The organism is Brevibacillus nigriterrae (genome assembly GCF_049846925.1).
Classification (GTDB): Bacteria; Bacillota; Bacilli; order Brevibacillales; family Brevibacillaceae; genus Brevibacillus_H.
Window position 1 is genome coordinate 1 of sequence record NZ_JBNCMT010000001.1, and the last position, 25,253, is coordinate 25,253.

Annotated in this window: 25 protein-coding genes and 1 pseudogene; 11 read left to right on the forward strand and 15 right to left on the reverse strand. The window is 43.8% G+C overall.

Annotation, left to right across the window (positions count from 1 at the left end; all coding sequences use genetic code 11):
- The first annotated feature begins 20 nt into the window (after positions 1 to 20).
- From ACPW7N_RS00005 to ACPW7N_RS00025, 5 genes are all read left to right on the forward strand, one after another.
- A complete protein-coding gene (locus ACPW7N_RS00005) occupies positions 21 to 347 on the forward strand; it encodes a GlpM family protein (RefSeq protein WP_425648933.1) in 327 nt (108 codons plus the stop codon).
- A 362-nt stretch (positions 348 to 709) separates the two neighbouring features.
- Positions 710 to 1,501: a DUF2935 domain-containing protein gene (locus ACPW7N_RS00010; RefSeq protein WP_425648934.1), complete on the forward strand. Its 792-nt coding sequence runs from the start codon at positions 710 to 712 to the stop codon at positions 1,499 to 1,501.
- A gap of 617 nt (positions 1,502 to 2,118) precedes the next feature.
- Entirely contained in the window at positions 2,119 to 2,472 is a 354-nt protein-coding gene (locus ACPW7N_RS00015) for a GNAT family N-acetyltransferase (protein WP_425649259.1), read from the forward strand.
- A gap of 366 nt (positions 2,473 to 2,838) precedes the next feature.
- Complete coding sequence (locus ACPW7N_RS00020) at positions 2,839 to 3,357, forward strand: DUF3231 family protein (RefSeq protein WP_425649260.1); 519 nt, start codon at positions 2,839 to 2,841, stop codon at positions 3,355 to 3,357.
- Between the two features lie 611 nt (positions 3,358 to 3,968).
- A complete protein-coding gene (locus ACPW7N_RS00025) occupies positions 3,969 to 4,325 on the forward strand; it encodes an ATPase (protein ID WP_425648935.1) in 357 nt (118 codons plus the stop codon).
- Between the two features lie 72 nt (positions 4,326 to 4,397).
- Here the strand turns inward: ACPW7N_RS00025 and ACPW7N_RS00030 are convergent.
- Positions 4,398 to 4,585, reverse strand: a pseudogene (locus ACPW7N_RS00030) (EamA family transporter); the annotation flags it as partial.
- Between the two features lie 501 nt (positions 4,586 to 5,086).
- Between ACPW7N_RS00030 and ACPW7N_RS00035 the strand changes: the two are divergent.
- On the forward strand, positions 5,087 to 5,569 hold the full coding sequence (locus ACPW7N_RS00035) for a GNAT family N-acetyltransferase (protein WP_425648936.1): 483 nt from the start codon (positions 5,087 to 5,089) through the stop codon (positions 5,567 to 5,569).
- Positions 5,570 to 5,682: 113 nt separating this feature from the next.
- Positions 5,683 to 6,024: a hypothetical protein gene (locus ACPW7N_RS00040; protein WP_425648937.1), complete on the forward strand. Its 342-nt coding sequence runs from the start codon at positions 5,683 to 5,685 to the stop codon at positions 6,022 to 6,024.
- Between the two features lie 66 nt (positions 6,025 to 6,090).
- Here the strand turns inward: ACPW7N_RS00040 and ACPW7N_RS00045 are convergent, their stop codons facing one another.
- From ACPW7N_RS00045 to ACPW7N_RS00070, 6 genes are all read right to left on the reverse strand, one after another.
- Positions 6,091 to 7,947: a sensor histidine kinase gene (locus ACPW7N_RS00045; RefSeq protein WP_425648938.1), complete on the reverse strand. Its 1,857-nt coding sequence runs from the start codon at positions 7,945 to 7,947 to the stop codon at positions 6,091 to 6,093.
- A 97-nt stretch (positions 7,948 to 8,044) separates the two neighbouring features.
- Positions 8,045 to 8,566, reverse strand: a complete 522-nt coding sequence (locus ACPW7N_RS00050; RefSeq protein ID WP_425648939.1) for a hypothetical protein — start codon at positions 8,564 to 8,566, stop codon at positions 8,045 to 8,047.
- 112 nt (positions 8,567 to 8,678) lie between these two features.
- Positions 8,679 to 9,575 (reverse strand): nitrilase-related carbon-nitrogen hydrolase, encoded by an 897-nt coding sequence (locus tag ACPW7N_RS00055; RefSeq protein WP_425648940.1) that lies wholly within the window; start codon positions 9,573 to 9,575, stop codon positions 8,679 to 8,681.
- 37 nt (positions 9,576 to 9,612) lie between these two features.
- Positions 9,613 to 10,998, reverse strand: a complete 1,386-nt coding sequence (gene hydA / locus ACPW7N_RS00060; protein ID WP_425648941.1) for a dihydropyrimidinase — start codon at positions 10,996 to 10,998, stop codon at positions 9,613 to 9,615.
- A gap of 70 nt (positions 10,999 to 11,068) precedes the next feature.
- Complete coding sequence (gene preA, locus ACPW7N_RS00065; RefSeq protein ID WP_425648942.1) at positions 11,069 to 12,358, reverse strand: NAD-dependent dihydropyrimidine dehydrogenase subunit PreA; 1,290 nt, start codon at positions 12,356 to 12,358, stop codon at positions 11,069 to 11,071.
- A gap of 38 nt (positions 12,359 to 12,396) precedes the next feature.
- Positions 12,397 to 13,752, reverse strand: a complete 1,356-nt coding sequence (locus ACPW7N_RS00070) for an NAD(P)-dependent oxidoreductase (RefSeq protein WP_425648943.1) — start codon at positions 13,750 to 13,752, stop codon at positions 12,397 to 12,399.
- 190 nt (positions 13,753 to 13,942) lie between these two features.
- Between ACPW7N_RS00070 and ACPW7N_RS00075 the strand changes: the two genes are divergently transcribed.
- Positions 13,943 to 14,470 carry a hypothetical protein gene (locus ACPW7N_RS00075; RefSeq protein WP_425648944.1) on the forward strand — a complete coding sequence of 176 codons (528 nt, stop codon included), beginning with the start codon at positions 13,943 to 13,945 and terminating at the stop codon, positions 14,468 to 14,470.
- Positions 14,467 to 14,865, forward strand: coding sequence for a hypothetical protein (locus tag ACPW7N_RS00080; RefSeq protein ID WP_425648945.1), 399 nt, complete (start codon positions 14,467 to 14,469; stop codon positions 14,863 to 14,865). The genes ACPW7N_RS00075 and ACPW7N_RS00080 overlap by 4 nt, the downstream gene beginning before the upstream one ends.
- Before the next feature lie 316 nt (positions 14,866 to 15,181).
- On the opposite strand, the gene ACPW7N_RS00085 is transcribed toward ACPW7N_RS00080, so the two are convergent.
- From ACPW7N_RS00085 to ACPW7N_RS00100, 4 genes are all read right to left on the reverse strand, one after another.
- Positions 15,182 to 16,024: a 1,4-dihydroxy-6-naphtoate synthase gene (locus ACPW7N_RS00085; RefSeq protein WP_425648946.1), complete on the reverse strand. Its 843-nt coding sequence runs from the start codon at positions 16,022 to 16,024 to the stop codon at positions 15,182 to 15,184.
- A complete protein-coding gene (locus tag ACPW7N_RS00090) occupies positions 16,021 to 16,671 on the reverse strand; it encodes a futalosine hydrolase (RefSeq protein WP_425648947.1) in 651 nt (216 codons plus the stop codon). The genes ACPW7N_RS00085 and ACPW7N_RS00090 overlap by 4 nt, the downstream gene beginning before the upstream one ends.
- A 54-nt stretch (positions 16,672 to 16,725) precedes the next feature.
- Positions 16,726 to 17,085, reverse strand: coding sequence for a Lin0512 family protein (locus ACPW7N_RS00095; protein WP_425648948.1), 360 nt, complete (start codon positions 17,083 to 17,085; stop codon positions 16,726 to 16,728).
- Between the two features lie 67 nt (positions 17,086 to 17,152).
- A complete protein-coding gene (locus ACPW7N_RS00100; protein WP_425648949.1) occupies positions 17,153 to 17,704 on the reverse strand; it encodes a GNAT family N-acetyltransferase in 552 nt (183 codons plus the stop codon).
- A gap of 94 nt (positions 17,705 to 17,798) precedes the next feature.
- On the opposite strand from ACPW7N_RS00100, the gene ACPW7N_RS00105 reads away from it, so the two are divergent.
- Positions 17,799 to 18,083, forward strand: a complete 285-nt coding sequence (locus tag ACPW7N_RS00105) for a hypothetical protein (RefSeq protein ID WP_425648950.1) — start codon at positions 17,799 to 17,801, stop codon at positions 18,081 to 18,083.
- A 56-nt stretch (positions 18,084 to 18,139) separates the two neighbouring features.
- Here the strand turns inward: ACPW7N_RS00105 and ACPW7N_RS00110 are convergent, their stop codons facing one another.
- From ACPW7N_RS00110 to ACPW7N_RS00125, 4 genes are all read right to left on the reverse strand, one after another.
- Entirely contained in the window at positions 18,140 to 18,610 is a 471-nt protein-coding gene (locus tag ACPW7N_RS00110) for an SRPBCC family protein (protein ID WP_425648951.1), read from the reverse strand.
- A 138-nt stretch (positions 18,611 to 18,748) separates the two neighbouring features.
- Positions 18,749 to 20,392 carry a long-chain-fatty-acid--CoA ligase gene (locus ACPW7N_RS00115; protein WP_425649261.1) on the reverse strand — a complete coding sequence of 548 codons (1,644 nt, stop codon included), beginning with the start codon at positions 20,390 to 20,392 and terminating at the stop codon, positions 18,749 to 18,751.
- Positions 20,393 to 20,528: 136 nt separating this feature from the next.
- Positions 20,529 to 21,869, reverse strand: coding sequence for an aspartate aminotransferase family protein (locus ACPW7N_RS00120; RefSeq protein WP_425648952.1), 1,341 nt, complete (start codon positions 21,867 to 21,869; stop codon positions 20,529 to 20,531).
- Between the two features lie 44 nt (positions 21,870 to 21,913).
- Positions 21,914 to 23,416: a CoA-acylating methylmalonate-semialdehyde dehydrogenase gene (locus ACPW7N_RS00125; protein WP_425648953.1), complete on the reverse strand. Its 1,503-nt coding sequence runs from the start codon at positions 23,414 to 23,416 to the stop codon at positions 21,914 to 21,916.
- 135 nt (positions 23,417 to 23,551) lie between these two features.
- On the opposite strand from ACPW7N_RS00125, the gene ACPW7N_RS00130 reads away from it, so the two are divergent.
- A complete protein-coding gene (locus tag ACPW7N_RS00130; RefSeq protein ID WP_425648954.1) occupies positions 23,552 to 25,201 on the forward strand; it encodes a PucR family transcriptional regulator in 1,650 nt (549 codons plus the stop codon).
- The last annotated feature ends 52 nt before the right edge of the window (positions 25,202 to 25,253 follow it).

Genomic DNA, 25,253 nt, shown 5'->3' on the forward strand with positions numbered 1-25,253 from the left:
TCAGGTAAGGTGGGATTATAGTGGGTTATATTTTACAGTTTATTATAGGTGGAACAATTTTGGTATGCGCCTCGCTTCTAAGCAAATCGAAATACTTATTTTTGTCTGGTGTTGTGACTTTACTGCCCATCATGACGTTGATCAATATTAACTTGCAAATGCAAAATATGAGTATTGCAGACTTTCGAATCACACAGAAAAATGCTATTTTTGGCGCTTTTGGGGCAGTGATTTTAATTAGCTGTATTTTTATACTGACAAAATGGTACAAGCCTTCTTATGCTGTAGTAGCCGCATTTATCATTTATGTTCTATATATGATCGGTTGTAAGTACTTTTTTTCATGAACACTCCCTCCACCTTGGCTTACGCCGTAGAGGTGGGGTTTTTGTTCTTTCTTACTAGAAGCAGGATTGTCTAAGGCAAAGTATCTGGCCGATAATTACATGACTCGATATTGTGCCTCGCACCATGATTTGTTCATCCGCCTACTCCCTCAATCCACCTCGACTCTTCTCGAAATTTCCCTTAATTTTATACAGCCGCTTTCACTTTCAAGTGACGTCCTTCTTGCAAATAATTAGAAATGGGCTTATTCCTTTCGTAATTTATGGGCAAAAGCCCATTTCAACAATATGGGTAAACACATAGATATACATCATGTTCATGACTACAGAGGCTAATACATTGCATACTGGAGGTTCTCTATATGGCAGACCCGTTTGTTAATAGGTCATTAGACGAGATTCGCTTTTGGTCACGCATCATGAAGGAACATTCTCTTTTCTTAAGACTAGGGTTTAATTGTGAGGATAAAACACTAATCAATGAAGCTAATCAGTTTTACAGCATTTTTGAAGATATTGAAAATCAAGCACTCTCTTTTTCACCTGATGTAGATCCACAAGTAATTTTCGAATTTAACAACATTGTTTACAAAGCCGTTTGCCACATTTGGGCGTTTAAACGGAAAGTACTGGGTCTAATCATCCATTGCCAAATTGGCGGTAACAACTTTCCGTTGTTGGTCGATCATGTGAGCAGAGAGGCAGCCTATTTCATGAAACGACTTGAACAATTAAACACAGGAACCCTCGATTCATTGCCGGATGCTGTTATAAATGAGAACGTCTTCTTTCTGAGAATAATGGCCGACCACGCAAAGTTTATTAACCATCTACTAGATCCATCGGAGAGAAAACTCACAGAGCAAGCAAGAGAATTTAGCCATGATTTTGATCAACTTTTATTCCAGGCAATCGATCTCGACTCAATGAGTCCCCAATCTCAAACTCAACCTCTTCTCGATCAGTTTGTCGATCAAAATCGTATCTCGGTGCGACAATTACGCGACTTCAAGAAAACTGCACGTGATCTGATTGAAGCGTGTCGAATAAAGAGCATTATCCCCCCACTCCTGGCAGATCACGTCTTTAGAGAAGCCTCTCGTTTCCTAGAAATTTTGGATTCATTTGAAGCTGTACTGTCACCTACAATATAACAATGATTTCTTGACGTCCCCCTAAAGTGGGGATTTTTTTCTGTGATGGGTAAATGATTTATAAATGTTGTAAAATATTTACGGTGATGAGAAGTGCCACAACAATTACTGTTGCAATCAATTCCATTTCTTAGTAATATCCTGATAATAAATCTTATAACAATTGGACTGATTCATATGAGAATGTATTGTTCAAATTGTGATTTGCATACAAAAACGAAAGTTATTCATGGTCTGTCTGCATGGGTAAAGGGTAAATTTTCTATTCATTGTTGCCCTTATTGCGGAAATGAGCGTTTATTAAAACTAGTTGATGTGAAAATGAATTTTCCACTAGATCGCATCCCTTGTTCCATGGACGCTCAGCTTCGAGAACATGAGCAGAGTGTAAAAAATCTAACTGAGTAAAAAGCTCTCTCTGCGAAAAAGAATTGTGCCATACATACAACATATTTGTTAGATGTCCATTGTTATTTCTACCTCTATGTTATCATCTTATTTGATTATTTCGGTCAAGGCGGTGAATTCTCATTCTTATCAGAAAAGCGTTAATTAGCGATTCCATTGAAATTTCCAGACTTTCAAGTCAACTGGGCTATCCAGTAGAACCCTCTCAAATTGTTGAAAGATTTCAATTGATCTCTAGCCGCACAGATCATGTTGTTTACGTCGCTGAATCCAATCAAAAATTGGTAGGTTGGATACATGCCAATGTACGTTTATTAATCGAATCCTCCCCATTTGTGGAGATTTGTGGTCTTGTCATCGATAGTGCAAATCGAGGAGAAGGCATTGGGAAACAGTTAGTTAAAACTTGCGAACAATGGGCTGCAAATTCAGGGTTCACAAAAATTAGAGTACGGACGAACCAAACGAGATCAGATGCCGTTCATTTCTACACCCGGATTGGTTTTACACATAAGAAATCACAATACATACTTGATAAAGAGATAGATTGCATTTCTATTTAACTAATCGTGTGTATTGAATATCCAAGTATTAAAAGCACAAAATATCCTTACTGGTTCACTCCCAGTATCCCACTTCCACCAAATGGACTACTTTTTGATGGATGATTTGTCTGGTAAGAAGCCATAATATTTACTGGCTTTCATCCCAGAGCCTAAAAAAGTATCTCGACTTTTGAGATGCTTTTCTTTTTTGTCAGAACAATTTTTTCTGATTTTGCATTTGGAGCGTCCGGAACTACCGTTTAAGGAATCCCATAATAAATTTCAAACTCCCGGTAAAACCTAATTCTTGGGTTAATTCATTAAAAGTGAGTTAGGAGAACCCAAATGGATTTTAGAACTCTAATAAAAAGTGGGAGGACATTTATGGGAATACTAAGTGGTAATCCTCAGAACGAACCAATGCATTACGGAGAAGTCTTTAGTACTTGGAGTTACCTTTCATCAACCAAAGGATTGTTAGTTGGATTTCAAACATTTATTAATCATACTGGCGATCATGACCTACGAAGATTTTTGGAAGATCTGACTGGCTCTATGAAACAAGAAATTGAGCAAGTTGAAAGCTTACTGAAAGTAAACGGTGTTGGGTTGCCTCCCTCCCCTCCAGAACGTCCTACTGCATCCTTAGAAAGCATCCCAGTTGGTGCAAGATTTAATGATCCTGAAATTGCTGCTGGAGTATCCAGAGACATTTCAGTTGGACTAGTGGCTTGTAGCCAAGTTATTGGTCAATGTGTTCGCGAGGACATAAGTATGATGTTTAGTCAATTCCATATGACAAAAGTTCAACTTGGAGCAAGGTTGTTACGCATTAATAAAGAAAAAGGTTGGTTAGTACCACCACCACTTCATTTATTGACCCCTGAACCCGCACATGTCTAAATTTTTCCAAAAACACTGCCTACGGTGGTGTTTTTTCATTTTTTATCTGATCCGTCTTTGATCCACTGTGACACCAAATAAGTTGTATCTCGCTACTGATTTCACCCCTTGTTTTACAATTATCGTTTGTTTTGTAACTACTTTGTCTCCATCCAGACAATTGTCCATTTCGTGATGACTAATGCTTGCATATGATGCGGAGAATGATCTCTAGGAGGTGTACCGAGTGTATAAGGATAAAATGGAATATCACTTTAAGAAAGCCTCAGAGTATCAAATGCTAGCAAGTTTTTACGAACACAAAGATCCACAGAAACATATCTACTATTACAAAAAGCACTTTTATCACGAAAATAAGTTTGTGCATTATGCTGAGATGATGAAACATCGGCATGATATTCATTGGACTGATAGTAGTTGCTAAAAAAAGTGAGTATTTGAATACTCGCTCCCTACTTAGTAGGGAGTTTTTTCAATTACCATTGCGGTAAGCGTCGTCCCCACATTGAAAAATTATATAAAATGATGTAACTGAACCAATTATTTTGTCCCTTTCAAAAACGTTCTATCTGTCATCTACTGTAGGAACCGTTTGAAAGGAGGAATAACAATTGGCCACAAGAGATTTTTCCACCGGTCCGCTTGAGAATTTCGTCACTAACAATTCTCAGAGGGTTAGAGTAAAAATATTAAACAATAGCAGCAGCACGATCACAGCAAGGGTTAGAGTTTTTAGACTTAACGGCACAAAAACTCGCACCTTTTCAGAAACAGTCACGGTTCCATCAAACTCTTCTGAATTTGTAGAAGTCTCTGTTAGTTCACTTCCTCAATTTGAAGTTCAAATTAGAGTAAGTAACGGTGATTCTGATCTGGATAAAGTCTTGGTTAGCGTGTTCGGTATTACTTTAGCGGACGAGCTTAATCCAAGCCATCGCGTCTTGCATAAAGAACTCAAACGTATCTAGGTTAGAGATTAGTAGAGCAAGCTTTTTATAACTAAAACCCCTTCATCCTCTAAATGAAGGGGTTTTTGAATTCTATTTTTTCTCTTTCATAACCAATAAAACGCCAATGAGAATTAAGATGGAACCAATCCAAAACGTTACACCTATGTTCTCTTCGTCAGTTGAGAGATGTTAATTGCGTGTAATCGCGGCAGTACAAAAGGGGTCAACACAATTAGGGCTATCAGTATGGAATAAGTCGTTACTACACTAAGGGCGTAAAAGTGCTACTGGTACATCGTTTTCAAATAATGGAGAAAAATACATTTTGATTCACCTCTTGTTTTTACGTCCATTTTCGGTACATGAGAACACTTGCTCAGTCAAAGAGAAATGCTGTTAATACACTATCATAGATCGTAATACGGAGGTGATTTCACTTGAAAAAGAAAAAATCTAAGTCTAAGCGATTCAAGAAAGTAAATGGTCACTTGGTTGAATTTCGTCAACCTCCTAATAACTTTGACGAATGTTTGATTGAGTGTAGACGTGTAAGTCCTCCTAATGAAGATTGTGAAACGTTATGTCTCCCGTATATACAACCAAGAGTACGATTGGATGAAGAGTGTTACCAACGTTGCCGTCATTTCGGTGGATCTCACGGTTTTTGTGATCACAATTGTTTGGTGCCCTATTACTGAGCATTCAGTTAGGCTCAAGTTCGTTCTCGGTAGTAGACTTCGTGGTATAATTCTCCTAAAAATAGTAAAGGAGACACTGTTGTGACCCTTACCCTAAAGGAAGTAACTTCTGAAAACTGGGAAGAATGTATTGAGTTAGAGCCCCGTGAAGATCAAAAACAATTTATCGCCTCAAATCTATATTCCCTAGCACAGTCAAAATTTTTACCGAATTTCGAAACACTTGCCGTTTACAAGGATCAAATAATGGTTGGATTTGTGATGTACGGTAAAGATCCTGATGATTCACAATACTGGATATATAGACTTATGATTGCTGCAAATAACCAAGGAAACGGTTACGGGGCAGAGACTATGAGACAGGTTATCGAAAGAATAAAATCAAAACCTGATACCACAGATATTATGGTAGCCTATCACCCAGACAATCGATCTGCTGCCAGCCTTTATGAAAAATTAGGATTTACAGTTATCGGCAAAGCTCCATGGGGTGAAATCATGACACGTCTTTCGAAAGACTGTAAAAGTGCTCCCCGATATAAGCACACTCAGCCACCATTGTAGGCTCTTCCATTAACACTAATTACTGATTTTTGTTAAATTCACCTAAAATACCCCTAATTGCAATATGTTAGAATAGTTATATAACAAATCAGTTATTCTTTAGGAGGGGTATTTTGAGCTACGATCTACATATAACACGAGCTTCGTTTTGGTTTGAAAGTGAAAAGGATCCCATTACAGAACAAGAGTGGAATCAATATATCATTACAGACCCACAATTTCATGCAGGCAATGAAATTAGTGTTACTCCACCATCTGGAAGTAAGATATCTATTCATGGTGGTTTTGCCCTTTGGAATTATGAAGAAGAAGGAATTGAAGTTCCATTTCGATATAGCAGAGGTCGCATCAGTGTTTCAGGTGCTGGTGATGACGAGAATGTTGTAAATAAAATGAAGGAAATTGCTACTATTCTTTCAGCAAAAGTGATCGGTGATGAGGGAGAAACATACTAAGGCGGCTGGATGTTTCATTCATTACAAAAAACGCAAGATACCTCTCAAGAGGCATCCTGCGTTTTTTTACTCTGGTGATGTGAGCAAAAGTCGGAACGTAACCGTTGTGCCAAATCCTTCCTCGGAATAAATCGTTATATTGCCATCCATTTCGTCGAGAAGCTTTTTGCAAACGGATAAGCCAATTCCGGTTCCTTTTTCTTTTGTAGTATAAAAGGGTTCGAATAAATGTTTCATTCGCTCTGCAGGAATACCCGAGCCGTTGTCCTGAATCGAGATGATCGCCTGATCCAACCGTTGATCGATACTCGTACGCAGCGAAACCTTTCCACCTGCTGGAACAGCATCAATGGCATTTTTTACGAGATTCAAGGCGATTTGTTCGATATGTGTACCTACCCCATTGACCCAAGAGTTTTCGTCGTCGTAACGGAATGTGAGGAAGACGTCTTTTTCAATCACAAAATGCTTGGACAATTCATGGACCCGATTAAGTACCGTCTGCAAATGAACGGGCCGGATTTCAATAGTTGCCTCTTCATTTTTCCGAGCCAAAATCAAGAAATTCGCTACCAAATTCTCAATCGCCTTGATTTCTTCCTGACAAATATTGAGATATTGCAGGAAAGTCTCCGGCTCCATGCTCCCTTCTTCGATCCCTTTTTTCATAAACTGGGTGAAACCGTGGATCGATGTAAGCGGATTACGAATCTCATGAGCCATTCCTGCGGCCATCTGGCCCATGACGCTAATTTTTTGTTGATGCATATTACGAGTGATCTGGTTAAATGTATTCCCAATATCAAGCAAGTCTTCTTTCATTGAAAGAGATGTTGTCATTGGCAGATTTCCGCTCACAATGGCAAGTGATTTGCTTTTTATATTGCGTACTGTCTCAGTCACCGACAGGTAAAAAGCAATAAACCCGTACATAGTAAACACGAGGATAAAAACAGAAATACCAATTAGGAAATACCATTGATCCATCAACTTTTCAACCCGATCAGAGTAAATCTCCTGAAGCATGGTAGTTTCACTGTCATACAGCGAAAAACAGACTTCAATAGTATCCGTTAGAAGCTGGTAATACTCCCAGCGACTGAGGAAGTTGATATGCTGATCAATTTTATCGATTATGTTTTTACTTTTCTCTTGCAACAGTTGATGTTTTGTAATAATGCTCAGATGTTTACTGGTAAGGTTACGATCAATGATTTTTACTTCATGTTCCAAGTCATTCAGTTTTGATCGCAAGAGGGATTGCATGGAGATGAGTTGATAACTAAGTTGATGATTCGAGTCTTTATTGGTAATTAATCCGATCGCTCTAATTTGCCCCAATGTTTCGGACAGTTCAGGCACCGTTTTAATTATTCCGTTTACCAGATAAAAACTGACATATTCAGAGTCTAGTGAAAGCCCTGATGCATCTCCAAGAAACGTCATATACTCAAGGACATCATGGTAATAGTCGGTGAGCGATAGGTAATTTTGATAAGGATCCTCACTCTTATCGATTGACTGAAGATCATACCATCTGTATTTTATTTCTTGCCACTTGGCCGTTGTTTGCAATTGATTGCCAAACCGTTGATCGTAGTGATCAATTTGCATGATATCCTGGATAATATCGGCTTTCTTTTCCTGTAATTTGTGTCCAAATGATCGATCTCCGCTCAGATAAGTAACCGACATGGCCCGATATTGCTGCAAATCTTCCAGGTATTCTTGTAACAACTGATTATAACCAATCCCGATGATCCCTTTCTTTGCTTCAACAATTTCGTTTTGAACGTGAGCAAGATAAAATGAAAATGCAACCATAGCAGGAATGGTCAAGATACTTCCCAGCAAGGTAATCAATTGTATGTATTTAAAGCGATTAAATAGTTTGATAGCTGGTAAAAAGAGTGCACGTAACATGACTTATACGCTCCTGATCCTTACAGTAATCTTTCAGAAAATTACCCCTATTCCCGTTAGTATATCATTTCTAAATTAGGAAGTGTTAGTAAGTCATTTATTCAGAAGGCACACAAAACGAACTGACAAGCCGTATATCCTGCAGTTGCTTAGCCGGCTCATAACTGACATAGTAGGTTAAATCTTGCTGGATATGGTAGACAATTCCATCAAATCCCCGCTCCAGCAAGTATTCTCTGATTTGTTCACCAGACCACCGCAACCAATCCTTTGGGCGAAGAATCGATGCGACGGTCACCATTTCTTCCCGTGAGTATTTCCAGTGAATCGCTTCGTCCCGAAGTTCGTTTTCACCAAAAGCGTGATGAAGGATTCGAGGGCGTGATAAGCGAAGCTGTTGTTCGAGAATTGCTGCTTGCCCCCAAGACATCTCCGCATGACAAAATGCATAGTCTGCAGCCACTTGCGGATTGCTCACCAGATACACACCTGACCCAAAAACAGCCTTGGCCCCAAGTCCGCCAACAAAGCTGCGACGCTCGTCTCTCTTGTATTGCTGGCGCTCGACTACCTCCACAGCTTCCTGATATTCAATTCCCCTGTATGCCGTAACGATCATGATGAATCCCTTCTTCCCCTATTTTGTGACTAATTCGATCTATTGTAAAAAGAAAACAAGGCAGCGGGTGATTGATACCTGCTACCTGTTTTCTTTTCTTCTCCTGCTTTACTTATGGAAGCAAACGCACCATATTGTCATAGGTTTCTGGACGGCGATCACGGTAGAATTGCCATTGGTCACGTACCTCATGGATCAAGTTTTTGTCCATTTCAGCGACGATGACTTCATCCTGATCTCTTGACGCTACAGCTACGAATTGACCACGGGGATCGACAAGGTAAGATTGTCCATAGAATTCTCCCATATTCCAGGGTGCTTCATAGCCCACACGATTGATCGCTCCGACATAGTAACCGTTTGCCACTGCATGGGCAGGTTGTTCCAACTTCCACAGATATTCAGACAGGCCAGCAACTGTTGCCGATGGGTTAAAAATAATTTCTGCACCGTTCAGACCAAGTAAGCGGGCTCCTTCTGGGAAATGACGATCATAACAAATATAGACTCCGACCTTTGCAAAAGCGGTATCAAATACGGGGTAACCGAGATTGCCTGGTTTAAAGTAGTATTTTTCCCAGAACCCGCACCCCTTCTCTGGATCACCTGCTGCTACATGCGGAATGTGCTGTTTGCGGTATTTGCCCAGATAGGTTCCGTCTGCGTCAATTACTGCTGCAGTATTGTAGTAAATACCGATTCCTGCCAGTTCATACACAGGGAGGACGATGACCGTACCAAGCTCACGGGCCAAGTCCTGGAATAATCGTGTAGTTGGTCCATTCGGTACTTCTTCAGCTGATTCGTACCACTTGGTTTTCTGCTCCGTACAAAAATAAGGGCCATAGAAGATTTCCTGCAAGCAGATAATCTGTGCGCCTTTGGCTGCAGCTTCTCGAACGAGTTGTATGTGTTTTTCAATTGCTTTTTCCTTATGCACCGAGACGGGTTCATCACCATGGACATCGTGCTTTGCCTGAATCAAACCAATCTTCACTTTATTCGGCACGTGGCATACTTCCTTTCATATTCAATCGTTCATGTAATTATGGTCTGGCAAATTTCGCCCGTTTGACATACTGGCCAGCACCAGTCTGACCTACGAATTGCTCATCCTTGATGACATAGGAGCCACGGGAAAATACATCTCTTACTCGTCCATGAACTTCAATTCCCTCAAATGGATTGTAGTCTACGTTCATATGATGTGTTGCCTGCGAGATCGTTCTTGTACCATTAGGGTTGAAAATGACAATGTCGGCGTCCGTTCCTACCGCAATTGTTCCTTTTTTCGGATAGAGGCCAAACAGTTTAGCCACTTTCGTGGAGATGATATCAACGAATTGATTTAAGCTGATTCTGCCTTTATGAACACCTTCGGAATAGACAATGCTGAAGCGATCTTCAATAATCGGTCCGCCATTGGGAATCTTCGTGAAATCTCCTTTGCCCAGATCTTTTTGACCTTCGAAGTTAAATGAGCATTGATCGGAACCAATGGTTTGAAGAATGCCGCTTTTCAGTGCGTTCCAAAGCACTTCCTGATTCCATTTTTCACGCAGCGGCGGTGACCAGACGTATTTTGCTCCTTCAAAATATGGTTTTTCCAGATAGCTTACGTCCAAAGCCAAGTATTGCGGGCAGGTTTCCCCGTACACATTCCAGCCTTTTTCTCGAGCTTCCGCAATGCGGGCTACCGCATCTGCACAGGAGACGTGTACGACATACAGTTGTGAATCGGCCAGAGCAGCGAGTGCGGCTGCACGTCCTGTCGCTTCCCCTTCTGCTTCGGGCGGTCTCGTGAGTGCATGGTAAATCGGGTCTGTATTACCCTGTGCCAAGGCATTTTTTGTCAGGTAATCGATGACATCTCCGTTTTCGGCATGTACCTGTACGAGTGCTCCCAATTCCTTGGCACGGATTAATGTTTTGAACAGTGTTTCGTCATCTGCCTGAAACACATTTTTATAAGCCATGAAAACCTTCAATGAGGTAATTCCTTCTTCTCGTACTACTTCTTCCAAATCATGCAGCACTTGTTCATTCGCTTCGGCAACCATCAGGTGGAAACCGTAGTCAATGACCGCTTTTCCATTCGCCTTTTCATGCCAGATAGCAATCGCTTGCTGCAGAGATTGACCCTTGGATGTCAAGCAAAAATCAATGATTGAAGTGGTTCCCCCAAAAGCTGCCGCTTTGGTCCCTGATTCGAAATCATCTGCGGTAACGGTTCCGCCGAACGGCATGTCTAGATGGGTATGCGGATCAATTCCCCCAGGAAATACATAACAGCCGGTTGCATCAATGATTTCCGCACCTTCAAACTCCAAGTCTTGACCAATCGCCACAATCGTTTCATTGTGAATGGCAACATCAGCAAAAAACGTGTCTGAGGCCGTAACAACTGTACCACCACGTATTACTTTGTACATTTTCCATCACCCGCTTTTGTCGTTAGTACAAGTACAAGCTTTCTATTCTCAATTTATTCGTGTTCTGCGATTAACATGACTCCGAGTTATTGCTTCCTCCCCCTGCTGCAAGAGCGGCTTGACGCTGGTTCCAACTAAGCGGCAGTTCGTTTGACGGAATCTCAATCATTTCGATTGTCCCCTCTACAGGACAGACGATAGAACAGAGATTACAGCCAACACAATCTTCTTCACGAACGACCAAACGTTCACGACCAGTAATGTCATCCTTTACGATATCAATACATTGGTGCGACGTATCTTCACAGGCGATATGGCATTTATTGCAGTTAATACAGGTTTCTTCATGAATGCGTGCGACAATCTTGTAATTCAAATTGAGATTGCCCCAGTCGGAGTAGGTGTTCACGGCCTTGCCAACCAAATCCATGGCTGAAGCAATTCCCCGCTGATCCAGGTAGTTATTCAAGCCGTCGATCATATCTTCTACAATGCGGAAGCCATGGTGCATCGCAGCAGTGCAAACTTGTACTCCTGACGCACCCATTAGCATGAATTCAACAGCATCCTGCCAGGTGGAGATGCCCCCAATACCAGAGATCGGGATACCCACTAATGGGTCTCTCGCACATTCTGCCACCATGTTTAACGCAATAGGCTTGACTGCCGGACCACAATAGCCACCATGGGCACCCTTTCCATCTACATGGGGGATCGGCAGCCATCTTTCCAGATCGACACCCATTAAACTGTTGATGGTATTAATCATACTAACTGCATCGGCACCCCCTGCCCTTGCTGCTCGGGCTGTGAAACGGATGTCAGTGATATTGGGAGTAAGCTTGACGATGACAGGCGTCTGGGCTACTTCTTTAACCCATTCCGTCTGCTGTCTGACTAAATCGGGTTGTTGACCGACAGCAGAACCCATGCCCCGTTCTGCCATCCCGTGCGGACAGCCAAAATTCAATTCAAGTCCGTCTACCCCGACAGCTTCCACCTGTTTGACGATCTCATGCCACTTTTCCTGCTTGGGTTCTACCATGAGTGATGCAATTAACGTGTGCTTGGGAAACATTTTCTTGGTCTCGTAGATTTCCTTGAGATTTTCTTCGAGTGGTCGATCCGTTATTAGCTCAATATTGTTAAACCCAAGTACACGCTGATTTCCCCGATGAAATGCAGCGAAACGTGATGTTACGTTGATAATGGGATCGCCAAGCGTCTTCCACACCGCACCTCCCCATCCTGCATCAAATGCTCTCTGTACCTGATAACCGGAATTCGTCGGTGGTGCGGAAGCCAGCCAAAAAGGATTGGGTGACTCAATACCTGCCAAATTGATACGAAGATCAGCCATGTTCAGTCCTCCTCTATTCCGTTGGTCGGGTAAAATCTTTATAATTTCGTTGCGAAGCGTTCGTGAATAGCATAGGCTGCCTTCTTGCCCTGCTGTGCTGCATCAACGACCATTGCGTCTGTTTTGCCTCCACCAAAAACAAAATCTCCTGCTGCGTACACACCGTCTCTTGTTGTTTGGAAGTGGTCATCAACTGTGACTACTCCGTTCGTATGCTGGAGTTCGAAGGCATCTATCAGCCCCAGACGACGTTTTTGCCCAATCGCCTTCACAACGTAGTCCACTTCAATTTGGTATTCGCTTCCCGGGATAGGAACGGGCCTTCTCCGTCCTTTGGCATCCGGCTCTCCCAACTCCATGCGAATCAGTTCGAGTCCCGTCACTTTACCGTCCTTGCCAAGTATTCGTACAGGCGCTACCAACCAACGAAATTCCACCCCGTCCTGTTTTGCAAATTCGTACTCAAACTCATAAGCTGTCATCTCTTTCTGTGTACGGCGGTACAAAATTTGTACGAGATCTGCTCCCAGTCGCCTCGAACAGGTGGCTGCATCGATCGCTGTATTACCTGCTCCGATCACCGCTACCTTTTTGCCGATCATCTGATTTGTAAGCGTTTTCGTTTTTGTGTCTTCTACCAAATTGATCGCATCCAACACACCATCGAATTCCTCACCCTCGATTCCCAGTTGTGGAACGGCGCCCATGCCAACCGCCAACAGAACAGAGTCATACTGCTCCAACAGCTCGTTTGGTTGAATATCTACACCGATCTTTGTGTTGTAATGGAATGTCACGCCTAGGGATTCTACCTGCTCTACTTCCCACAGAGCGATTTCCTGCGGAAGACGGAAAGAGACAATCCCATACGTACCCAGTCCTCCTGCTTTTTCCTTCGCCTCGAAGACCTCCACCTGATAACCCAATCGGGCAAGTTCCCTCGCTGCGGATAGCCCAGCAGGTCCGCCACCTACGATTGCTACTTTTCGACCATTCGGTTCTGATGCATGAAACAGATTCGCTTTCGCGCGAATCGCCCAGTCCGTTGCATGCCGCTGCAAAAGACCGATCATGATGGGTTTTGAAGCATGATTTAGGACACAGGCGCCCTCACACAATTCTTCAGTTGGACATACCCGAGCACAGCTTGCACCCACTGGATTGGCTTCCATAATCGTTCGAGCAGAGCCTAGCAGGTTGCCTGTCGCAATTTTCTGAATAAAAGACGGAATATTAATTCCTGTCGGACATGCTTTAATACAGGGTGCATCGTAACAGTACAAGCAGCGATTCGCTTCATCCACTGCATCTTTCGGCCTCAGTGCTGGTACCACTTCACTAAAATTCTTGCGTAACTCTTCTCCTGGTATAAACGCACCTTGATTCAAGGTCATGGCTGTACCCCCTCACAATAGGCAGGAATAACACCTGTTTCTATTAACAAATGAAGGGCATCCGTGTTTTATGATTTTTGATTTCAAATTTCATGTAGTTTTTGCTGAAATCATTTGGAGAAATCCTTCATGTTTGATTTCATCTTCACATACTTTGGTAGTATAAGCGGTCGGAAAGGATTTGTTGCGGATGAAGTGGGTGGAACGAATCAGCCAGTTGCGCAGACAAATCATGCAGGATACACAGGAACTTGCACAGCTCGAAGAACAATATAAGAATTACCTCAAACAGCTTGAGCTGCGAAAAACGTATATGTCTTCACGAGAAATTATTGAGCTTGTTGCAAGCTATCAGGGGATAACCAAGAATATGACAGCTATCAAACGGTGGGCTGATGAGGGGTTACTAGGGGAGAAAATCGATGAGCGGGAATACTTCCCCTTACTGGTGAAAAAACAAGGGAACAAGCGATTTCTTTTCCCGAGGTCAGCAGTTTATGCGTTCCTTGCATCAAATAATTACATCTTTCCCCGTTTCGAGATAATCGATCAGGTCAAATACACAAGGTTAAATGATGGGAAGAAGATACCAGCCGTCATTATTTCTGTCCACTTACACAAGGATCAGTTCGAGTACACGATCCAAGAAGAGAGCACGGGGGAACTGATCCATGCTGTTCGGGAAGTCGATCTTGAGCTTGTTGAGGAGGACGCATGACAACGGTATCCATACTTTTTCCCAATACGCCTGACAATCAAAAGATTGCCCGTCAAATACGCAAATATCATAAACAACAGCAACAACCTTTATCGGTCTTTTTTTCAGAAGATGCTTCCCAGCTTGTGCTAGAATCAGCCTGTCTTTTTATTCCCGATAAAAGCTTGTTGCCAACCGAAGCAATCATCAATGGTCTCGTCAACAAAACGGAATCTCACTACGAGATCCATCCCCGCACCAGAGGCAAAACGATTAACCTCCACCTCGACTCCGAGCTTGTAGCAGAGTTGGAGGAAATTCGCAAACATGTCCAAAGCAAGACGCAGCATGATGTGATTCTCGAGATGTTTATCAGGGGGATTCGGGCCTATCGGGAGGAGCAGGATGAAAGCTAACGTTCTACTCCAACTTTTTCTCCAGTTGTTCAATTCGCCGCTCGAGCTCTAAGAGTTTGTCTGAATGGCTATGATGTTTTGCTCTGATTGTTTTTACCAGCCCTATTAAAGATAGCAGAATAATTAAGAATGGGATTATCAAAAGTAACAATTGAATAATTATTGTTTTCCATTCAATAGAGACTGTGCCGAATTCAAGCATAATTTGTAAGATTCCTTTCATTTTCAAACGACTTGTAAAAAGCAAAGACTCATACGGTCACCGAAAAACGGCAACTTCGCAGGAGTCTTTGGAAGAAATAATGCACATGATGTTCTATTTACGTAAAAGCGCCAAATCAAATTCCGGAACTAATCCTTCCTTCATCGCCCGACTGAGAAGTGCGGTAACCGCAGAGTATCCATCTTCTCCCAAGTCAGCCGTAAACTTGTTCACATACAAGTCAATATGTGCTTTTGCAACTTCTGGTGACATTTCCTGTGCATGGCTTAGTACGTATTCTTGTGATTCCTGAGGATTTGCCCAAGCATGTTCGACGGAAGAGCGGATCCAGCGGGCAATGGCTTCCCGATCCAAGGAACGACGGACAATGATGGCACCCAACGGGATGGGAAGTTTTGTGTCTTGCTCCCACCAACTGCCCATGTCAGCCAAAAGACTGAGCCCATAGGAAGGATATGTGAAGCGTGCTTCATGGATAACCAATCCCGCATCGATCTTGCCATCTCTTACGGCAGGCATGATTTCGTGAAATGGCATGATGACCACTTCTCCGACTCCCCCTGGTACGTTTTGGGCAGCCCATAACCGGAACAGCAAATAAGCGGTAGACCGTTCACTAGGCACAGCAACCCGCTTGCCAGACAGTGCGGTCGGGTCTTGAATTCCACTCAAAGACGCATTCGATAATACCAATGGGCCACACCCTCTGCCCAAAGCACCCCCACAAGGCAATAGTGCATACTCTGACAGCACCCACGGGAGGGCAGCATATGAAATCTTCAGTACATCCGGGCCATCTGGTCTGGTTGCAAGGCTGTTCGTTATATCGATATCAGCATAAGTGACATCCAGTTCAGGTGCAGCGGGAACCAACCCGTGAACCCATGCATGAAATACGAAGGTATCGTTGGGACAAGGTGAAAAAGCAATTCTCATGATAGGACCTCCAATAGTACTCGGCTTGCCAATTCTAATTGTTGTAACGCTTCTGGTATGCGCCATGCCGCCCTGTCTCTTGGTCCGACTGGATTCGAAACCGCACGAATTTCCAAAACAGGCACGTTATGAAAATGGGCAGCGGTAGCAACTCCGTACCCTTCCATCGATTCAATCGAAGCACCGGGGATTCTTGCTACCAATTCAGCAGCCGTCTCAGCCGTTCCTGTCACCGTGGATACTGTCAGGACTGGCCCTGTCTTCACTGATAAGCCAGCCGATACCAGTGCTTCAGAAATCCGTGACACCAGATTGGCGTCTACTGAAAATCTCGTCGTTCCAAAACCAAGCTCGTCCAGACTGCAAAATCCCTCAGATGTCTGGGCACCCAAATCAGCAGCAATAATCTCACTTGCCACGACAAGTGACCCCACTTCTGCCTGACCGACAAAGCCGCCGCCAATTCCCATGTTTACAACCAGATGATAATCGCCTTTTGCCAGTGCGGTCGCTGTACTTGCAGCAGCTGCTGCCGGACCGACACCTGCCAATTTTACGTCGAACCGATCTGAGCCACGTAGACCACGTAACACAGCTTCCTGTTCGACAGAGACTGACGTCATAACTAGTGCTTTCGTTTTTTTCACGTAAAAATCTCCTCTACTCTACCATTCCAAGCTGTATGCTATCTCTATTTCACACTAGTAGCCAACTTCAACCGAAGCAATTACCACGTAGGCAAGATCATTAACATCCTCTTTATCTGCCAGAACAACTCCGCTTGATGTAAGCATTCCGCCATCGATGACTTCAAAAGAAACCTCTCCATAAGGCAACTCCGCTCGCACAACAGCTAAATCCAGCTTTTCCTTATCAGTTGGTACTGCCAGTCTCACATTTACTTTCATTTGGTTAATATCGTTATTAGGCAGAACAGAGCGTAATCCAGGCATGGAATTGTGATGGATGGCGTTCTGAACTGCTCTTACTGCTGCTTTTGTCACGTTTTGTCCATGCAAGTCAATTCCCATGCCAATTTCAATAAACATGATTTTTTCCATTTCCAACTCACTCCTATCATTGTGGAACTCTTTATGTAAGCTTTGCCATAAACCATTATATCAAAATCTATTGAGATTCGTTGTAATCTCTCTTTACGATTGCAAATAGAAGCGCATCAACAAACCGATTTTTCTCGTAAAAACACTCTCTCAATAATCCTTCTTCACGAAGTCCGACCTTTTCTAGCAGTTTTTTGGAACTGATATTAGCGGGATCGATAAATGCTTCGATTCGATTCAAACCTAGTTCTTGAAAACCGTAGGATAAAATATAGGTTATCACTTCTGTCATGATGCCCTTTTGCCAAAACTCGGGGTGCAATTCGTAGCCGATTTCAGCTTTATAATGCTCCTTTGCCCAATTATGGAATCCACAGGTTCCGATGACCCGGTCTTCTTCTTTCCACGTGATACCCCAACGAATGCCTTGCTGTTGTTGGAAACGACTATTCCAGGTATGAATCAAATCCGTTGCTTGACTAACCTCCGAAAAGCTTTCCAAATCGTAATATTTCGTAACTTCATCTTTGGAAAAGTAAGAGAACAGGTTATAGGAATCTTCCTCTCGCAATTGCCTCAAGATGAATCGGTTGGTTTCGAGTACAGGAAAAGTGTTCACGTTAACCTCCACAAAAAATGAGATTTTCTCCCATCATACATGAATTAATCTGCTACTATAATGGGAAATTGCATTTTTCAGTAAAAGGAGTGTTTTGGGGTGCAAAAGGTCAACGTATTTCCTGATTCCTGCGAAGAAGCTGGACAGCTTCCAAAGGAAGAAACCAGACAATGCGTTGTTCCCATCTGTACTAGGCTCTATGCCCAAAGCATCTGTGCACCCATTTTGCTTGGAGACCTATGATCCGAATGCTCAAATGCATGGAAGACATTTCTCATCACCCTTCTCGGGAACTGTAGAACAGGGGCAAGAAATTGATCGAGATGGGCAAGTTTTTGTTGATGTTACAAAAAAAATAACCAATTGGAAGTATGTATAACGGGAACAGCAGTCCTCGTTGATACAGTGAAAATAGAAGGGCTGGATTAATCGTAGCTATTTCGATGTGATGTGGGCGTCGGGTGCTTTATCCGCCACAAGACGTAAGACAATCCCATGCTCAAGGTACGCCTTTAGCCCACAGAGCACCATCGTGTACCCACCCATCGAGTCAATGGCTTGATTTACGATTTCATCTCCACTACCAGAAAAACCTGAGTTCGTAATCGTGACAAAGGTTTCGTTATCTGTTCGTGGTGTAAAAATCCACTCGACCTGGGTGCCGTCGGACGATTCAACCAGGATTCGTTTGTTTTGCTCGATGTCTTTTACAAACACATTATCCCAGACTCCGTACATCTCCCAATCCCACCGGACATGCCTTCCTGCCTCTAATCGTCCGCTGCTTTTGGTGAACCAAAATTTTGTTGTAATGGCTGGGTCAATAAAAGCTGTAAACACTTCTTCAGCCGGTTTTCTAATCAGCATTTCAGCCTTTACGACTGGTTGTTGATGCAGAGTGATCATCGTTTAAAGCTCCTTTCGTTGTCTTGCGATTCTTATCCTGTAACATTGTCTCAGATATTATGGGACGTTAGCAAATTGCTCGTACAGCTCAAGTAGTGAAAAAAGGAGCATCTCACGGTAAGATGCCCCCTTTTGCCATTATTCAGTTACTTGCTGATTCAGCTTCTTTAGTTCTTCATCACGGAAGGTTCGTTTCAAAAGCTTTCCAACCGCTGACTTTGGCAATTGCTGTCTGAATTCAACAAAGCGCGGTACCTTGTAAGCAGCCAATTGCTGTTTGCAATAGCTGATAATCTCATCCTCAGTCACTTGTGAACCTGCCCGAGGAGCAATGTAGGCTTTTACTGTTTCTCCACGATATTCGTCAGGAATACCGATGACAACAACCTCCTGAACAGCCGGATGCTGATAGATCACTTCTTCTACTTCCCGTGGGTAAACATTGAATCCGCTTGCGATGATCATATCCTTTTTGCGATCGACAATATAGAAGTAGCCGTCTTCTGTCATCTTCGCCAAATCCCCCGTATACAGCCAGCCATCTTTGATGACGGCAGCCGTATCTTCCGGCTTGTTCCAATACCCCTTCATGACTTGTGGGCCTTTGATAATCAACTCTCCTACTTCACCGTAAGGAACTTCTTCCCCATCGGCCAGGCTGACCACTTTTGCATCCGTACGTGGTAAAGGAAGCCCGATACTCCCCGCTTTACGTTCCAAATGAATCGGGTTAAAGTGTGTAACCGGCGCCGCTTCCGACAAGCCGTATCCCTCATTGAGGTTGCGACCTGTTCGATTTTCAAGCATGTAGAGTTGTTCCAATGGCATTGCGGCTCCACCAGAATTGTAATAACGGATGGAATCAAGCCCGTGCTCTTCCAAATTGGGAACGCTGTTCAGTGCAATGAACATGGTCGGCACCCCGGAAAACTGGAATGGTTGCTCCCGCTTAATGGTCTCTAGCACCTCGGGAATATCAAAGCGAGGCAGGATGATTTGATTGCAGCCTGCCCTGTAGCTTAACAGTGTGATGCAGGATAAGCCCAAAATATGAAACATCGGCGCAATATTTAATACTTTCATATTGGCTGGGCGATCGTTCATGTTTTTTAGCATAAACTCGAAGATTTGTTCCATGTTGGCAACGATATTCGTATGAGTCAGCATGACACCCTTGGATAAGCCTGTGGTTCCACCCGTGTATTGCAACACAGCCGTATCCTCTTCTGGTTCAATATGAACCTCTGGTGCAGGGGATGAATGCGCTTTCATAAATGAATCAAAAAGCTCGTCGCCTTCTTCAATCCGAACATTGGATGGCCCCAGACTTACCACAATAATTTTTTTGAGTGGTGTCAGATGCTGGATATTTTTGACTCGTTGGTAGAATGCATCGTAAACGACCATATACTCAGCACCAGAGTCTTGCAGAATATACTCCAGTTCACGCTCGACGTACATCGGATTAACCTGAGTTATAATACCGCCTAGCCGCAGTCCCCCGAAGAACGAAAAGATATAATGGGGAGTATTAGGGAGCATGATGGCAAGACGATCTCCTTGACGGAACCCGGCCTGATACAAACTGCCAGCAAAATGTTCGCTAATGCCATACACCTGCTTGAAGGACCACTTCTTCTGATAGAATGTGATAGACGTGTCATCTCCAAAGTGAATGGCTGCATTTTGCAATACTTGAGGCAAAGAGATCGGTGGAATCGGTACATTTTCATTGACAAAGCCTTCAAAGTACTTGATCCAAGGTCTGCCTTTTAACGTCATTTTCACTGCTCCCCCTAACATATCTTCTGGATATTATTGTATTGTTATATAATTCTAAATATTTATGTAAATCCCTTTCTCAGCCAAATGAAAAAAATCCCCTATTCCTGACCATTCGGAATAGGGGTTGGAAATGTTATTCGTGTAATGTTGCCAGTGCTTCTTGCAGCACTCGAATAATGAAGTCAATATCTTCACTCGTTGTAGAGAACGGTGGAGAAAGGGTCAATATATTATTGTATCCAGGGACAGTATCCCCGTTTCGCCCGATGATCAGTCCCCGCTTTTTGCTCTCAACAATAACTTTCAAAAGCTTGTCAGGAGATGCGGGTTCCTTTGTTTGGCGATTCTCAACCAGCTCAATTCCCGCAAGGAAGCCGAAACTTCTGATATCTCCAACATGGGGATAATCTTCAATCGCCGACAGCTTCTGGCGTAATTCCGTTCCCAGTTGTTCTGCTCGCTCAATTAAGCCTTCTTCCTCGAGGATCGACATGTTTTTCAAGGCAAGCGCACAGGATGCCGGGCTGCCACCGAATGTATTCACATGGCGGAAATGGATGTCGGTCCCTTTTTCATTAAAGAGGTCGGCAATCTCTGCCCGTACCGCTGTAGCGGACAGCGGGAGATACGCACTGGTAATTCCTTTTGCCATGGTCACAATATCGGGCTTTACACCGAAGTTCTGATGACCAAACTTGCGACCCGAACGTCCAAATCCACAGATGACTTCATCCACGATCATTAGAACTCCATATTTATCACAGATTTCCCGCACTTTTGGCATGTATTCAGGTGGCGGAACAATTACCCCTCCACCGGTAATGGTTGGCTCCATGATGACGGCAGCAACGCTTTGCGGCCCTTCCCAGTTAATCACTTCATCATACACCTGGGCACATTCCAGATTACAGCTTCCATAGGACTTGCCGAATGGACATCGGTAGCAATAAGGCGGCGACACATGCAGAAAGCCTGGTGCCAATGGCTCGTATTTCGTTTTGCGAATGGATTGACCAGTCGCAGCAAGGGCACCCATCGTGTTGCCGTGGTACGCACGATGTCTCGAGATAAACTTGTATCGTCCGGGTTCACCGTTCTGATGATGGTATTGTCGTGCTACCTTGAATGCTACCTCGTTTGCTTCCGAACCGCTGTTGGAGAAGAAAACCCGGTAGTCTCCTCCCAGCCACTCACTCACTTTTTCGGATAGTTCAATTGCAGGCACGTGACTTTGAGTAAGCGGGAAATAGGCCATTGCCTTCAGTTGTTCATAGGCAGCCTCCGCTAATTCTTGACGACCATAGCCCACATTCACACACCACAACCCTGACATGCCATCCAGGTAACGGTTGCCATCGATATCCGTAACCCAAGAGCCCTCCCCACCAGTCACAATCATTGGATTTGGATTGTAGGGTGACATGTGGTGCCACATATGGGCTCTGTCTTTTTCGAGAAGCTGTTCTTTTTCCATCTTATCTCCTCCGCTTTTACGACTTATCCGAAAAATGCTACTATTTATTTAACAAAAACTTTTTGAGAACCAATACTGAAATCACCGTCATCGAACCAACGAGAAGTGATTGTCTTTTTCTTTGTGAAGAACTCTACACCATCTTTGCCGTTCGCATGCAAATCACCATAGAAGGATTGTTTCCAGCCGCTAAATGCGAAGAAGCCCATTGGTGCTGGAACACCTACGTTGACGCCAACCATGCCTGCTTCGACTCGCATAGAGAATTCACGTCCCAATCGTCCACTGTTGGTATAGATACAAGCTCCATTGCCGTAGCGGGATTTGCTGATCGTCTCCAGTCCTTCCTCAAAGTCCCGGACACGTACTACGCTTAATACAGGAGCAAAAATTTCGTCTCTCACCACGATCATTTCCGGTTTGGTATGATCGAGTATTGTTGCACCGAGGAAAAATCCAGCATCACACTCTTTTGCATCTTCACGACCATCTCGGACAAGTGCTGCCCCTTCTTCCACACCCCGTTCGATATAGGAGTGGACTTTTTCCAGATGGGACGAGCGAATAACTGGGCCAAGATCAATGCCTGGTTCCAAACCATTGCCCATGCGAAGTGCATTGGATTCTTCTACAAGGTGAGCGACGAATTCGTCTGCCGCATCTTCTACGACAACAGCAACAGACGCTGCCATACAGCGTTCACCTGCACAACCAAAGGCAGAACTGATGACGGTTTTTGCTGCTCGCTTCAGGTCAGTGTCGGCCATGATGAGGTGATGATTTTTGGCTCCTGCCAATGCCTGAACTCGTTTGCCATTAGCAGATGCGGTCTTGTAGATATATTCTGCAACCGGTTGTGATCCAACAAAAGAAATCGCCTTCACATCAGGATGTTCCAATAAGCCATTGACCACATCATGTGCACCGTTGACGACGTTGATTACCCCATCTGGGAGTCCTGCTTGTTTCAGCAGTTCAACAACTCGTACGGTCGATAAAGGTGTTCGCTCTGAAGGTTTCAGTACAAACGTATTTCCGGCTGCGATGGCGATCGGGAACATCCACATTGGAACCATTAATGGAAAGTTAAATGGAACGATACCTGCAACTACTCCCAGTGGAAGGCGAACGGTGTGGCAATCAATGCCTTTTGCAATATTAGGAAGCGAATCGCCCATGAGCAAGGTTGGCATTCCACAAGCAAATTCCACCATTTCGATGGATCGCAGAACTTCTGCCTGTGCTTCAGCGGTATTTTTACCGTTTTCCAAAGTGATCATCTTCGCTAGTTCATCTTGATTTTCTATCAGCAGTTGTTGGAATTTAAACAGGATGCGTGCCCGATCTACCACAGGTGTCGCACTCCATGAGGTGAAGGCTTCCTGAGCAGATTGGACAGCGAGAGCTACATCATCTTTTGTTGAAAGGGGAACATGGGACAAGATTTCTCCTGTTGCCGGATTCGGTATCTCATCATAAATGTCTGTTTGCGAGGCTACCCACTTTCCTCCTATGTAATTCTTAAGCCTGTTTCCTATCGTAGTCATAAAATGAAATCAACTCCTTTTCAACTGGACTTTCCCTTATTTTATCAGAAGATTTTGCCATCATTCATTAGACGGAATGTCGATTCCTCTATTTGAAGATTTGTACATAATGTCAAATAAAAAGGACGAATGTATATGCAGACAGACTACGACCTAACCGTTGTCGATATATTGAAGAGACCGTTGTTCCAACACGCACAACTCGTGGCTGGTTCACGTGGGATCAATCGCCCCATTCGGTGGGTGCACATCTTGGAGCGGCCTGATTTCGTGAATTTTTTGAATGGTGGAGAGCTGATATTATCAACTGGGGTTGGATTTGGTGAGGATACACAAAAACGTCTTACCTACCTGCAGGACCTGATCTCACGTAAAGCGGTCGGGCTTTGTATCGAACTCGGCAACCACTTCCCGATGATGCCCGGTGATATGATCGAGCTTGCCGATCACTTGGGGTTCCCATTGATCGTTTTTCACCAACCTGTCCGATTCGTCGATCTGACACTCGAATTACATGAAGCATTGATTAATCAGCATATGTTCGCATTGCGCAAACTGGAATCATACTCTCGAGACATACAAAAAGTAACCTTGCAAGGCCAAGGAATTCCGAAATTGTTGCAGCATTTGCAGAGTGAAGTGCAGACACAGGTATTTTTCATGAGCTTGGACGGCCCTTCACTCTTTGTCCCTTCCATGCCGCAAACCGTTCAAAACGAACTGATTGAGCTTTTTTCATCGCTTCGACAAAGTGGCGCCATCTCAGAGGAACAAAGCGGGATCGCACCGATTGCAGAAAAAAAGCAAATCTTGTATCAACCGATTACAGCGATGGGCCATGTACTGGGTTTCCTAGGAATTGTTTTATATGAGAAGGAATCCAATGATCTGTTGCAACTGACAGCCGACTATACGGCAACAGCCATGGCGCAAATTTTTCTACGGAGGATGTTCGCCGAAGAACGGGCATTTGATGAACAAAGCCGGCTGATTGACGATTTGTTACAGGAACGCTATACCGATGAAGATTATATTCGTTCCATGCTGGGGATCAAAAGTAAACAAGGAACACCTCGCTTTGTCGCCGTCATTATGAATTTGCAGGCATCCAGCTTGTCGTACGAAGATGAGCGAGGAATTCCTTTTTATGATTTGTTTGGGATATTCCGTTCGATCATGGCCGGCAACGGATTTCGCGTGTTGATGCGAAGCAAGGGCAACCGACTCTTTCTCTTTTTAATTGAAGCAAAACCAGCCCCTGCGCTCCGCAAACAGGTGGAAAAAATCCTGAAGGAGCTGGAAAACAGTACAAAGCGAACTCTGGGTCAGGATGTAGAAATATCTTTTGGTGTTAGCCGTCCTTCGTCTCGTTATGTAGAAGCAAAACGCTATTTCCGTGAAGCTGAGAACATACTGGAGAACCAGCATACGTTTATGAGCCCTTTTTACGATGACTTAGGGATTCATCGACTTCTTTTAACCATTCAGGATGGCTTCGTACTTGAATCGTTTATCGACGATTATTTGGGTCCCCTGCTTACACACGACAAGAACTATAACAGCCAATTGCTGCATACCTTGCGAGTGTTGTTGGCGCATCACGGTTCCAAGCAGGAAGCTGCCGATGAGCTGTTTATTCATCGTCAGACGTTATACCATCGGCTGGGCAAAATTAGTGAATGCATCGGAGATACCTACCTCCAGCCTGAACATCGGCTGTGTCTGGAAGTAGCTCTGGTTGCCCATGATTGGCTGCTTCAGCAACACGGGGGATCGGCACGATAATGGGGAGCCTGTAAATATTTGTAAAACAAAAAAAGCTTGGCAGTTGATTGCC